Below are 14,285 nucleotides of genomic sequence, written 5' to 3'. Positions count from 1 at the left end.
CAAAAGAAATATATATCAATGTATTCTTTGTTTCAATATAGATTAAATTTCATTAGAAAAATAAATAAACCATTAGCAATGATTTACTGCCCTCCTGTAAAAGAAAATGCCAAGATTATTCCATCTTTGAGGGGAAGAAATAAAAATATGGAAGAATCAAAAAAGACTGCAACAAACCTAGCATAAACTAGATTTGTTGACAGTCTTATTTCTAATCACTCAACTATTAATCAAAAAGATTAGTATTTACGAGTGAATGTTAAGTTACCAACATTATTATAAGCAGCTTCAAATGTACGTCCATCTACAACAAGAATAATTTTGTTGTTAGCAACTGGTAAAGTAAGTGTGAACTTAGCAGTTGTTACTCCAGCTGTATCAGTAGTAGTTGTAGCAGTTGTACCATTAATTGTAGTTGCACTAATAATTGATGAAGCCGTATTAACAGCGAATGTTAACTCTACTGTATCACCAGTTGTAGTTGTCACTTTCGCAGCAGTTACTGGGTTTTCTACAGTTGCAATTGGTGTTGCATAACCAGAGATTGAAGATTCTGGTGCACCTACTGTTGCATTAGTAACTGTTACTTTGTTAATAATTGGTGTTACTCCACCTGCATATTTAACAGTGTTATCTGAATTTAAAATTCGCTCATTAGAAATCTTTGCTCCAGAAGCATACGCAATTAATTCACGGATAGTAGAAGCAGTACCTGCAAAGTTAACACGCTCACCTTTAAATAAATGTACAAACTCAAAGTTTGAACCATTTACTAAGTTAAATGTTTGGTGTGCATTTGTATGAACATATGCATGACCATTTAATGTTACACCATCAGCAGTGAATTTTTGCACGTTGATTTGACCTTGGTAGTTAGCGTCAGTACCGCCACCGCCAACATCAATTGAACCATTTAATGTTAAGTCTTTCACAGTAACATTGTCATTATTCACAATAACTTTTACTGGTAATGTAGCTGAACCAATAGTTTGACCATGGAAATCATAAGTTGCATTTAAGTTTGTTAGGTAAATTGCTGCTCCTGATTTGAAGTTAATACCAGATGTAGATGCACCTAGCTTAACTGTTGTTGGAGTAGAATCTTTACCAAGAGTATACGTTACTTCTTGACCAATTAAACCTAATCCATTAGCACCTTCAAATGTTGATTCAGAAAGGTTTGCGCCAGCAACGTTATAATATTGTGTGCCAGTACCGCTGTAATCAACATCTTTAACTGTTACACCATCATTCATTAATAATAATAAACGGTTATTAACTGTATCTGTTGCAATTACACGACCAGTGTATGGTACACCTGGTTGAATACCTTCAACATTATTTAAGTTAAATACAGCAGAAGCAGTTAAGCCTTGTGGTAATGATGGAGTATTTGCACCAGCAGTTGCAGTTACTGTAGTACCACGTGTTGCTTTTACATATAATGTTGCTCTACCATTGTTATCTGCATCAATAGTCAATGGAGCTGTATTTGAGCTACCCATGTTGATATAGCCACCTGGGATTGGTGTTGCACCAGGAAGTAATTTACCATCAGTACCTACTGAGCTTGCTGCATATACTTCTGCACCTGCAAATGTAGATGTGAATTGGAATGTTACACGTAGGTTAGCTTGGTTGTAAGTGTTGTATGGTTTTTTGTTTTGATCCACTGTTTGATATGTGAATGCTGCTAAATCACCAACATTTACAGATTGAGCATCTTTACCATCTACAGTTAAGATAGCTGATTGTACAACTGCGTCACCGAAGTATGCGATGCCACCAACTTGTTGTAAATCATTTTTATCTAAACCAGCTTTGTCACCTGTTTCAGAGAATACAGTTGGAGTTGCGTATGCATCTTTTGCACCAATTAATGTGAATGCTACTTCACCTTTTGAATCTGTTGCAAGGTTTACAACATATTTTTCAGATTTGCTAGCATCTGTTGTTAAACGGTGAATTGCATTAGCGTTTTTATCAACTAAATATACAGAACCAGCATTATTAGTTCTTAGAGCTGAACCAACTTCAACAGAAACACGTACTTGTGTACCAGTTGGTGCAAGATTTCCTTTTTCATCTTTTAGTACCGCTTTATAATCACGACCACCACTATTTACTAACTCATCAGCTAATTGTGCAGAAGCTGATTTACCATTAGCAATGTTATAGAAAGTATGCACTGATTTTGTAGTAGTGAATAAATTGTGTAGTTTAGCTGGAACTCCAACTGTATCACGAGTAAGAACAAAACCAGCTGGTACTGTTTCACCAGTACGTAATGGGTTATCTTGGTTAATATAACGCGCACCTGTTGGTAGTCCTGTATTTGTTGGAATCCAAGTAAGATTGTTTGCAGCATCACGAATTAAAACCTGATTAGTACTTGAATTTACGTATGTGTACGATGTAGCTGAACCAGTTGTAGCATATGCTGCTGCATATTCTGTACCTAAAGATTCTAGAGCTAATTGTAAGTTTTGGATTTTACCAAATGATAATTTTGGAGCTTCTGCAAATAATTCAGTTGGGTTGAAGCGACCACGGTTGCCTGTTGCGTTTTGTGGGTTCTCTTTATTATCCACAAATACAATTGGTGTTACGTCAGCATTGCTACCTGTTAATGTAACGATTGCTTCACCGTTTTTATCAACTGCAACTTTTACAACTTTGATACCTTGGTTTTGATCGCCTAAAGAAGTTGTAAATTGACCTGGGTAACCTAAGTTTCTACCATTACCGTCAATTACATCTACAGTTTTTACTGCTTTATCAGGTGTTACATCAATATTTTCTTTGAAAGCAATATTTACGTAGTTACCAGCTGGGTATACTTGACCATTCTCTGTGAATGCAGCAGTATAGCCTTCTGTATGGTATAGAGCAGCTTTAATTTTATATTGCTTTTTAGCACCATTATTTACTGAGTTACCTGTAGTTAATTCAGTAATTGTTAATGGTTTAATAGATGCCCAGTATACTTTTGCAAATGAACGTACTGAAGCTTTACCAGTTGAGTAAGCTTGTACTTCATCAGAAGAAGCGATTTGTTGGCTAGTTTGTGCATAACGAGTGTAAGTATAAGTTGCTACACCATCTGCATTTGTTGTTGCTTCAGCAATGATTGGTTGGTTTAGTGTACCTGTACTGTTATCACCATAGTTATTGATGATGTTAAATGTTACAGGAATACCTTCTTTAGATTGACCTTCAGCAACAGTTACTTTAGCTTTAACAGTTACTTGGTTACCTACAACCTCTTGTTGAGATTTGTCAACGATGTCGATAGCAGTTGGAATTACCGCTTCTACACCTTTGAATTTACCGATTTCTTCACCGTTTAAAGTTACAGTGTATTCTTTACCTACTTCTTGAGCAGCCGTAGTTAAAACAACAACTTTTTTGTTAGATTGTTTTACAGCAGCATTTTTAACTTCTAAACCTTCGATTTTGAAGTCAAGATCTTTGATGTTTCCAACTTCTTCATCAAATGTTACTTCAACAGTAGTGTTGTTGATAGCTTTTACAGTAGCATCTACATCTACTACGATATCAAGGTTGATTGTACGGTATAGGAATGAAGCGAATTGACCACGAGTGATTGAATCAGCTGGTTTGAATGCTTTACCAGGTAGGTTAGCAGCATTTGTAAGCTCAGCATATTCTAAAGCAGTGATAGCTTCACGTTGTTCAGCAGAGAAAGCAGCACCTAGGTCAGAGATTTCGCTCTTGAATCCATCTGCTTTGTACTCAGCTACTAGATCTAAGTCATAGATTTCGTTGATAGCACGTACTAATACAACTGCCATTTGTTGACGTTGCATAGATTGAGTGTAGTTTAAGTTGCCGTTTGAACCAGCGAATACGCCTGCATCTTTAGCAAGTGCAGCATATTTAACTAATTCTTTTTCAGCTGTTAATGGAAGATCTTTGAAGCGTTGAGATGTTTCCCAATCAGATGGAACTTCAAAGCCTTCAGTTTCTAACCAACGACCTAATAATTTAACCACTTGACCACGGTTAATTGTTTGGTTTGGTTTGAATGTGCCGTCAGCGTATCCATTGATGATACCAGCATCAGAAAGAGCATTGATTGCATCTTTATGAGTATTGTTTTCTACATCTGTGAATCCTGCAGCAGAAGCCACTGGTACGATAGCAGAAGCTACTAAAGTAGCTGTCGCAGCTGTAGCTACGAATTTTTTGTATTTCTTTGGTTGGTTAGCCATAGAAAAATTTCCTCCTCTAAGTTCAAAAATTATGTCTCTACTACATAGAAATGCAGTAAATAAACAACTACACATAAAAGTATAGTAGTATCCCTAAAAGTTGTCAATCATATTTTGGGAAAGTTTCTAAATCGTTTCCGGAAAAATAAGGACACACAACTCTCTTTTACCATTGTTATCTATTTGAGCTATTTTTTCAAGTGATATTACGTAACTTTTCAAAAATTCTCGTACTCTATCAATAAATGTTCAAATATTCTAGTTTGTACAAATCAAAACACGAAAAAAGCTCAAGCATAAATATGCTTGAGCTTTTTTCGCTTGGGCTACCAACCGTTGTTTCCTTGCAGGGAATTCTATTTATTTCATAGAGGAAATTCCTATACACATACAGTCTAACACTTTCATTCTAAAACGACAATACCAATTTTTAAAAATTACTAACGTTTCTTTCTTGCAACTTCCAATAAAAATAATGGAAGTGCAATTTGACGCTTGATACGCTTGGGTTCCTTCAATAATCTGTAAAACCATTCAAGGCCAAATTTTTGGAAAATTTCTGGTGCTCGTTTCACTGTACCTGCGAGTACATCAAATGATCCTCCTACACCTTGATAGATAGTTGGATGCAATTGATCACGATTTACATTTATCCAATTTTCCTGCTTTGGACTTCCCATTGCAACAAAAAGTAAATCAGGCTGTGCTTCATTAATACGGTCAATTACCTTCTGTTCATTTTTCTCATAGCCGTCCTGTGTGCCGACAATTTTAATAGAAGGAAATAATGATTCTAGCTTTGCTTTAGCTGCATCTGCCACTCCAGGCTTTCCACCGTAAAGGAAAATAGGCTTGCCTCGTTTTGATGCTTCTTCGCAAAGCTTCATCATCATATCAACGCCTGTAACTCGTTCACGGATTTGCCCTTTTTGAATCTTTGAGGCAAGTATAACGCCTATGCCATCTGGAATTTGAAATTCCGCTTCATTAAGAAGCTTCTTGAGAGCAGGGTCCTCTTTTGCTTTGATGATTTTTTCTGGGTTGATGGCAACGACAAGCGCCTTTTGCTTTTTTTCAATGCGCTCAAATGCCAAGTCCATTAATTCATCGTAGCCTTCCGTATTGACGTTTATGCCAAGTACTGTTTCCTTCATCGGTTTTTCGCATCTCCTAATAGGTGGAATTGGAAGCCTGCATCCTCCCATTTTTCACGGTTTAAGCAATTTTTCGTATCGAAGACGATTTTCGATTGCGCTGTGATTTCCGTAGCATTTAATGCCTTGAATTCATTATGATCTGTTAGAACCACAATAATATCTGCATCTTTAGTTGCTTCTTCTAAGCTTTGTGTTTGTGTAGCATGTTTGTTCTCTTTAATATGTGGATCGTATGAAATTACCTCTAATCCAAGGTTTTGTAATTCTTCAATAACAATTGTTGATGGGCTTTCGCGCATATCATCGACATTTCCTTTGAAGGCTAGTCCAAGTACTGCCACTTTGCCACCAGCAATTTTGTTTTGATTTAAGATGGCCTGTGTTTTTTGTGCTGTGAAGCTTGGCATACTATCATTTGTATTACGTGATAGATGAATAATTTGTGCCTGCTCGCCACCTAGCTCTACTAAAAACCATGGGTCAACAGCGATACAGTGACCACCAACACCTGGTCCTGGGAAATGAACACTCACACGTGGATGGTAGTTCGCGAATTTAATCGCCTCCCAAATGTTAACGTCCAGTTTTTCTGCTAATTTTGCTAGCTCATTAGCAAATGCAATATTAACATCACGATATGTGTTTTCCATTACTTTCACAAGCTCAGCTGTTGTTGCATCTGTCAGGTGGATTGTTCCATTAACAAATGTTTGATAAAGCTCTTTTGTCATTAGTGCAGATTGTTCATCAATACCCCCAACGATACGGTCGTTGTTCACTAATTCCTCAAAAATACGACCTGGGATTACACGTTCTGGAGAGTGCGCTACAAATAAATCCACACCGAATTCAAGATTTGCCTTGATTAGCTCAGGCAGCATCACATGTTCTACGGTTTTCGGTGGCACTGTTGATTCAAGTATTACTAGATTGCCTTTGTTCAAATATGGCACAATTGAAGCTGTAGCTTGACGTACATATTCTAAATTAGCTGTATTATCAGGATTGATTGGCGATGGAACCGCAACGATAAACACATCTGCTTCCTGAGGTGTCGTTGATGCTGTAAGGAAACCTTCATCGACTGCTTTGTTCAAACGCTCCTGTAAGCCGTTTTCTTCTATATGAAGTTTTTTCTCTTGAATACTTTTTACTGCTGCTGGGTTTACGTCCACCCCATGTACTTTTATGCCGTGGTTGGCAAACATTACAGCCGTTGGTAAACCGATATAGCCAAGTCCAACGACACAAATTGATTTCGTCATTCTCTATTCTTCCTTCCGTTATCAAAAACGAGTAGTTATATATGTTCTGTAAATGCATAAAAGCATTTTTGTTCTGCATTATAGTATACATCTTTCTAAGGAATGTGTGAATTAATTTGTTATATTGAAGATGCTATCTGTGTCCGATTAGTAAAAGTTTTGTAGCTAGTGGCGGAATTTTGGGTTTTAGTGGCGATTGTCACAAGTTAAGTGGCGCAAGCAAGGTTTTAGTGACGTTTCACACAAAGTAAGCGGCGTAACTCAAGCTATTAGCGGCGATTCAAATATAAACTGGATAAATGGTACTGCCTATATCAATCTGATCCAGTACTAGGTAAACACAATTTTTGTAAAAGGCGTTTTGCTACATACTGACTTTCAATTTTTAAGAATTCTCGACATTCCCTGTTCATAATCGTTTCTCCGATAAGCATGTAATAATCTAGTAGTGCCTGTATATATGCGTTTGTACATTTATATTGGCAATGCTGACAATACCAAGCCATGCGTAACTTCAACATACCAAACTGACCACAGCTTTCACAATAAACGCCACGCTGCAATGCCGCAATGTCAATCTGATAATAACGGCAAAGCGGAAACGGCGTTCTATGCTGTAATTGTGACAAAATAATATGTTTGATTTCTGTCATTATTGTCTCTTTGCTTTTCCCAATATGTTGATGCAGAAATAACGGCAGCTCTTTTGCCATTATTATAGGCAGCCCCTCATACGCTCTAAGAATATTTACATTATTAAATGGGAAGACAACAGCCCCATATACAGGTATCGTAATATGATGCTTTCCTAAAAAATGCTTCAATCCTTGGATATATTGTTCAAGCTGTATTTCAGGATGTGTAAAGACTTGCACTTCTCCTATTTCAGAAGTACGAATGAGCTGACGAGGATTATTTTTAAAATGGACTGTTCCTCGAATGTTTTTGATTTCTAGTATTATGATAGCGTTGGGGACGATGATTAAAATATCAATTTGCATGGGAAAAACAGAGGGAAGCATAACATTGTGGAAAATGTAACTTTCATTAAGACCATTTGCAGTAGCTCTTTCACTACATATTGCTCACCAAAATCACCCGCTTCTTTATTTTTAAGTTCCTGCTGAAGTTTTTGATATTGTGGATGAGTGGGGTGTAAACGCGTCACAAGTGCTTGAAGTCCTTTTGTAAACGGGGATGGTTCGAAGGGTTTTATAATCAATCAATTCTCTCCTTTTCTATTTAACCTAAATAAAAAGGAATCACCATTATTATCGGGGATTCCTCATTGTTCCACTTTCTAACAATTTTAAAATGGACTGGGCCTGCTGCATATGCATTGCCAGTACATATTGACTTGCCTGCATTAAGATTTGTGCTTTGACCATGTTCATCATTTCTTTTGCGATATCTGCATCACGAATACGAGATTCTGCTGCTTGTAAATTTTCTGCAGTGTTCACATTCGCATTATAGGCATGCTCTAGACGGTTTTGATAGGCACCTAGTTGAGATCGCTCGTTTGACACTCGTTTTAAAGCCTCATCCATTGTAGAAATGGCTTTATCAGCATCTTCTCGGGTTGCTATAGAAGCATCCTTCAAGCCTAGTGCCTCTGAGCCCATACCATTAATGAATAGCTCTATGTTTTGACCTGAATTTGCCCCTGCCTGAATTTTAATACCCTTCGTAGCATGATCCCCATTTAGTAATGTCTTTGTATTAAATTCCGTATCAGTTGAGATGCGTTGAATTTCCTTTTTTAACTCTTTGAACTCTAGCTCAAGCTTTTGCCTGTCATCATCTGTCAATGTATCATTGGCTGCCTCAATTGCCAATTCACGCATGCGTTGAATCATATCATGTGTCTCATTCAGTGCTCCTTCAGCTGTTTGCACAAGTGAAATTCCGTCCTGAATATTCTTTGCAGCCATATTCAGTCCGCGAATTTGGGATCGCATTTTTTCAGAAATAGCAAGTCCTGCTGGATCATCAGCTGCACTATTGATTCGGTAACCTGAAGAAATTCGCAACATGGCCCTACTCATTGTATCGTAATGTCTATTCATGTTATTCAAAATTGACATACCTGTTGCTGACCACTTTCCAAGCATAATTTCACCACCTTTATTGTTCTTTATATCGGAATACCTAAAATTCTTTTAAGTCTTTTTGGTAATGTATTCTAATTTAATAGGTTTTATATAGTAAAAATTTCTAAATCATACTTTACGTCTTTACTTTAGACCTAATTGTAATCAATTATGCCTCAGCGTAATTGAGTCTGGATTTTTTTGAGTTCCCTTGAAAAGCTCCACTTCAAAATTTGACATCCGTCAGTACTTTATCTTGATTCAACAAGCGTTTGTATGCCCGATGAATTAAGATAAACAATTTATAAAAGCACCCGCTTCTCGTATACGAAAAGTAGGTGCTTAGTTGAAATACTGTGTATTCAATTTTCGAAACCCCCAGGTTGATTGCTCTTTTGGTGTAGAAGTTCAAAAAAGAGTGTTTTATTGTAATCTAGTAATGCCTGATCAATTAAATAATCTAGGTTTTTTTGCTCCAACTCTGAAATAAGCTGATCTATTTCACCAACAGTTACAGAGGAAACAAGTGGTAACTGTGGCTTTGGTGTAGCGCTTTCAAGAATTGGTGCCAAATGCTCATGAACATTTGTGATTAGTAATAATTGATATAATGGTAATCGAATAAAGCGATTCCCCTTTTGGAAAACAAAGACCTCAGATAAATTTTCAATTTGCTGCGTATTCAAGTTGATAATCATCTCTTTACCTTCTATGGGAATGAAATGGAAAATCTCATTCTCTTTTAAAATAGAGAAATATTGATAAGCAAATACGAGACGTAATTTATCTCCCGTGATTTTTGTATAAAATGGCTTCATATATTGAACTTGCATCATCCTTCATCCCTCCCTATTTATCTGATTATTCAGATTTTAACATAAATCAATTAGCTTGTTAACTATCTAGACCATGATTTTTTTCTTTCTAATCATTCAGCTTATCATGTATGGATTTTAATCGTATAATGGAAGGACAGTCTTTTTTCTTTAATACCCAGATGCTAAAAAATGCATAAACCACTAGCTATATATTTGAAAGGAGTGAGGTTATGGCATTGTCTATTTCCCAAATAGCTAAGGAGCATCAAGAATTTGTCCTTACCAAATTGAAGGAAGCTGAACAGGCGTTACACCCTTCCTCTACCGAAGACGAAGAGCTAGTGCGTCGTGCTGTTTTCTCAGTACGGAATAAATCAGTGTTATTTGAACGATTTAATGGAGCGAGTTCTTTATTATATGCAAGTGTACAGGATGTCAGACCTGCCTCAGTAGAAATTGATTTTGCTAATGAGCATTTAAGCTGTAATTGTCCTCAGTTAAAATGGTGTCGCCATCAGGTAGGCGCATTACTGGCACTTTATCAATACTTTGACTCTGTGCAAAATTGGTCAGGTGCTTGGCGCTCACAAAAAACAGTTCAGCTCAAAACTTTAGCAGATGAACGCAGTCCAGAAAGCTGGCATCGAATGGTCCATGAGGTGATGCGTCGCCTATTACCGCCAGGTCGTATTTTAGAGGGCTATGGTATCTCTGCTATACGAACAGATGTATTAGAGCGACTTCAACGACATATGCCCTTCGAACGAGAATGGCAGCCGCTTTATAAGCTTTTTATGGAACTTTCTATCTTTAATACAATTTGGCGTCATGTCAATGAAACACCAGGACATTCAATCGATTCTCCATATATGAAATACTTTATTGATCAAAGTGTTCAATCATTGGAAAGTATACTGACAGAGCTAACTGGACGATCACGACTTTTTGCCACTGATCCATTTTATGATGCACTACAGGATTTAGTGAGAGAGATTTTATTGGAACGTCAAGGATTATTTGCTAATCGATTACAAATATATATGCTTCTTTGGGCAGTATTATTTTATGAGAAGCCAAGACGTGAACAGGAATTAGCACTCTTAAACAAACTTGATGAGCCTTCCTCAGAGGTCTCTTTACAATCATTAAAAATGCTATTTTATGTTCTGCTACAAAAAGAAGATTTATTGCAAGAAAGAATTTCTCATATTCAGTTGCAACAAATGGCAGATTTAGTTGAGCTTGCTACGTTTGCAAAACGAGCTGGTGAATTACCTGCACTAACGATTATTTTGCGTGCAATGCTACCATTTACTGAGGTGTTTCTACAGCAAATTGTGCCAGTTGTTCAGCGAGCGCAATATGTCCGGCAATTCCAACTTTTATTTGAAGATGTACAGCTCACAGAAGAAGAGGAAGCCCTCCTGTATAGTGCCTTTGGTGTTTATGGGCTTCAGCCATTTTCATTTTTTCTGATTAAAAAAGGACGTTATCAGGATTGGGCAGCCCTTCACCAATTGAATCCTTCATCACTTTCGTATTTAGAAATGTGTGGATTAAAGGACGTCCTACAAGTGGCTCCGGCGACAGTAATGCCCCTATACCATTTATATGCTATGGGTGAAATTACACAAAAATCACGCATGAACTATAAGCAGGCAGTTCGAATTTGGAAAAGTATGCGCAGTGCTGCAAAACGAGCTGGCAAAGTGGCTTATTTTGAAACCTATATGCAAACCATTAGAAGTGAATTTAAACGTCTTCGTGCATTACAGGAAGAAATTGAGAAAGGAAACTTAGGATGATGACTATCAATGCTCCTTCCCCATTTTCAAAAAAATTACTACTTCAAATTGAAGGCACTCAGGAAGGATATTTTACATTACAAGTCTTTACAGCGGATGGCGTAGCGCTTGAAGCTGATGCATTTATTTCTTCATTATTCTTTAACTATGAAGAAAATATCTATGGGCTGTTAAGTAATCGGACAGATTTTACCGTTGAAGTTTCCACATCAGAGCTTCTTGATCTTGTTTCACCACGCTATCAGCATCCATTTATAGAGTGGCATGGAAAAAATATTGAAAGTAAAATCTGGCTAGAAAAAATGTCGACTTTACAAGCATATTGGCAAGAACCAAAACTTTGGACATATGCCGATATAGCTGATGACTTTTCCTCACTGACATTCCCTATTGATGGAACAGATACAGCATTATTAGAAATAGCTGTTCAGCAAAAGCTACAACAAACTGGTCTTGTATTAAACGATTTACCAAAGCTAATGCCCTTTTTTCTACGTGGTGGCTGGCCATTAGAACAGAATCGTCAGGCTGGTGCAGTTACGGTCTCCTTACGCTTAAGTGAACCTGAGGAGGATTCAGATGTTTGGCTTTTAGAAACAGTCCTTAGTACAGCTACAACAAAAAACTATTGGACTCCCGCAATTCGTAAGCAGTCGCAGCCAATAGTTGAAGCCCTACCTGTAAAATGGCAGATGTTCGCTAATGACATCGAACAACAGCAAGCCCAAATTGCTGATCTTCTTTCATTGGAAGAATTAAGTAGTGAAATTTTTTTCCGTGTGATGTTAGAAGATTTACAAGTTCGAACTTTCTTACGTGAGGATCTTGCCAGATTGCAGGCACTGGGCTTTGAGGTAGTACTTCCAGCTTGGCTTAAGGATTTAAAGCAATCCAAAATGCGTGTTCGTGTAAGCACTGGTAATGTAGCGGCAAAAAAGGTAGCTGGACTGGATGATATATTAACATTTAAATGGCAATTTTCTATGAATGGACAGTCCATTTCACCCGAACAGTTTAAAAAGCTTGTAGATGAAAAACGTGAATTTATCCGCATTGGTACCGAATGGTTCCGAGTGGATGCAAACTGGATGCAAGAAATGAGGGCTTTGATGCAGCAAGCAGAGGATGAAAGCTGGACAGTTCGTGAGTTACTATTCCGTGAGCTACCAGAAAACTTTTCTTCCTCCCTTGAAGAAGAGGAAGCTGATGATGAAATGCGAGATGATCCAATTTTTGCATTCGAATTACAGCAATCCCTTAAGTCCTTTATGGAGCAGCTTCTGGAGAAAAAAGGTCTTCCAACAGTACCAGCTCCTTTAACATTACAGACTGAATTACGTCCCTATCAACAAGAGGGCTTTGAATGGCTTGTCTTTATGCGGGAGCAGGGTTTTGGTGCATGCTTAGCTGATGATATGGGCCTTGGTAAAACGGTTCAGCTTATTTCTTATTTGCTTCATCTTTATGAAACAGCAGATTTTACAAAGCCCTCCATTATCATTTGCCCTACGTCAGTACTTGGTAACTGGCAAAAGGAGATTGCCCGCTTCGCGCCTTCGTTAATTGTGCATACACATTATCAGGCCAATCGAGCGAAGGAGGATGTATTTAAACAGCTAGTGGAAAGAAATAAACCACATGTGATTTTATCAACTTATGGTACAGTTTCACAGGATGCTGGTTTTTTACAAGAGATGGATTGGGCAACAGTTGTACTTGATGAGGCGCAAAATATAAAAAATATGCAGACATTACAGTCAAAGTCGATTCGTAAATTACATGGTACTCATCATATTGCACTAACAGGAACACCAGTTGAAAACCGTTTATCAGAGCTTTGGGCAATATTTGACTTTATTCATAAGGGATACCTAGGTAGCTTTGGTCGGTTTAATGAAGAATTTATATTACCAATAGAAAGAGATGAATCAGAGTCTCATAAACAAAAGCTACGTGCAAAAATACAGCCTTTCTTATTGCGTCGTACAAAACGAGATCCGAATTTACAGCTTAACTTACCAGATAAACAAGAATCCCATGCATATTGCCCATTAACAACTGAGCAAGCATCTCTATATGAAGGATATATTTTAGAGACGCTCGATCAGCTTGAGCAATTAACAGGCTTTCAGAAAAAAGGGCGCGTTTTAAAGATGCTCAGTAAATTAAAGCAATTATGTAATCATCCTGCCTTATATTTAAAAGAGCCTTTCGAGGATGCTGAAACAATGCTAACACGATCGACTAAATTAGAACGTATTGTACAAATGGCAGCAGAAATCGTGGACAATGGGGAGCAATGCCTCATTTTTACACAATATATCGGCATGGGTCAATTACTCCAGCATTGCTTTAGTGAGCTTTATAACGTTGACGCACCGTTTTTAACTGGTGCAATGCCTAAGCAACAAAGAGATCGCTTAGTAGAGGCTTTTCAGGCAGGAGATTTCCCTATATTTATCCTCTCCTTAAAAGCAGGTGGAACAGGGCTGAATTTAACTGCTGCAAATCATGTTTTACATGCAGATCGCTGGTGGAACCCAGCTGTGGAAAATCAAGCAACAGATCGTGCATATCGAATTGGGCAAACACAATTTGTGCAGGTGCATAAATTTGTAACAATCGGAACAATTGAAGAAAAAATTGATAAAATGCTGGCGCAGAAATCTGCATTATCAGAAGAATTAATTCAATCAAGTCAGTGGTTAACTGAGCTTGAAGATGATGAGCTTCGAGCATTAATGACACTTGATTTTTAATTATTTGAATGCGCCAAGAGCAAAAATGTTCTTGGCGCTCTTTAGTTTTGAGAATATCAGTGGACAATTTTATTTACTTCTTTTCCTGCTTACTTCATACTCTTATTAAGTTGTGTTGAAAATCGTCATTGCTGTGCGGTCTTCAGCAATGAA

9 protein-coding genes are annotated in these 14,285 nt (G+C 37.5%); 2 read left to right on the top strand and 7 right to left on the bottom strand.

Annotated elements, in window-relative coordinates; genetic code table 11:
* Positions 1–239 precede the first annotated feature (239 nt).
* The 7 genes from AC3WOM_RS08170 to AC3WOM_RS08140 form a co-directional block, all read right to left on the bottom strand.
* Positions 240–4,235 carry an S-layer homology domain-containing protein gene (locus AC3WOM_RS08170; protein WP_492446089.1) on the bottom strand — a complete coding sequence of 1,332 codons (3,996 nt, stop codon included), beginning with the start codon at positions 4,233–4,235 and terminating at the stop codon, positions 240–242.
* A 440-nt stretch (positions 4,236–4,675) separates the two neighbouring features.
* Positions 4,676–5,389 carry a WecB/TagA/CpsF family glycosyltransferase gene (locus AC3WOM_RS08165; protein ID WP_492446087.1) on the bottom strand — a complete coding sequence of 238 codons (714 nt, stop codon included), beginning with the start codon at positions 5,387–5,389 and terminating at the stop codon, positions 4,676–4,678.
* The gene (locus AC3WOM_RS08160; RefSeq protein ID WP_492446085.1) at positions 5,386–6,657 is read right to left on the bottom strand and encodes a nucleotide sugar dehydrogenase; all 1,272 of its coding nucleotides are present in this window, start codon (positions 6,655–6,657) and stop codon (positions 5,386–5,388) included. The genes AC3WOM_RS08165 and AC3WOM_RS08160 overlap by 4 nt, the downstream gene beginning before the upstream one ends.
* A 314-nt stretch (positions 6,658–6,971) precedes the next feature.
* Positions 6,972–7,679, bottom strand: coding sequence for a nuclease-related domain-containing protein (locus tag AC3WOM_RS08155; RefSeq protein WP_492446083.1), 708 nt, complete (start codon positions 7,677–7,679; stop codon positions 6,972–6,974).
* The gene (locus AC3WOM_RS08150; RefSeq protein ID WP_492446081.1) at positions 7,640–7,879 is read right to left on the bottom strand and encodes a hypothetical protein; all 240 of its coding nucleotides are present in this window, start codon (positions 7,877–7,879) and stop codon (positions 7,640–7,642) included. Before AC3WOM_RS08150 ends, AC3WOM_RS08155 begins: the two co-directional genes overlap by 40 nt.
* Positions 7,880–7,928: 49 nt before the next feature.
* Entirely contained in the window at positions 7,929–8,771 is an 843-nt protein-coding gene (locus AC3WOM_RS08145) for a flagellin N-terminal helical domain-containing protein (RefSeq protein WP_492446079.1), read from the bottom strand.
* A gap of 341 nt (positions 8,772–9,112) precedes the next feature.
* The gene (locus tag AC3WOM_RS08140; RefSeq protein WP_492446077.1) at positions 9,113–9,586 is read right to left on the bottom strand and encodes a transcriptional regulator; all 474 of its coding nucleotides are present in this window, start codon (positions 9,584–9,586) and stop codon (positions 9,113–9,115) included.
* 212 nt (positions 9,587–9,798) lie between these two features.
* Between AC3WOM_RS08140 and AC3WOM_RS08135 the strand changes: the two genes are divergently transcribed.
* Complete coding sequence (locus tag AC3WOM_RS08135; protein WP_492446075.1) at positions 9,799–11,373, top strand: hypothetical protein; 1,575 nt, start codon at positions 9,799–9,801, stop codon at positions 11,371–11,373.
* Complete coding sequence (locus tag AC3WOM_RS08130; protein WP_492446074.1) at positions 11,370–14,132, top strand: DEAD/DEAH box helicase; 2,763 nt, start codon at positions 11,370–11,372, stop codon at positions 14,130–14,132. Before AC3WOM_RS08135 ends, AC3WOM_RS08130 begins: the two co-directional genes overlap by 4 nt.
* Positions 14,133–14,285: the final 153 nt, after the last annotated feature.

This window comes from Lysinibacillus sp. FW301-JW8, assembly GCF_058788755.1.
This window is presented reverse-complemented; position numbering and strand designations above follow the sequence as displayed.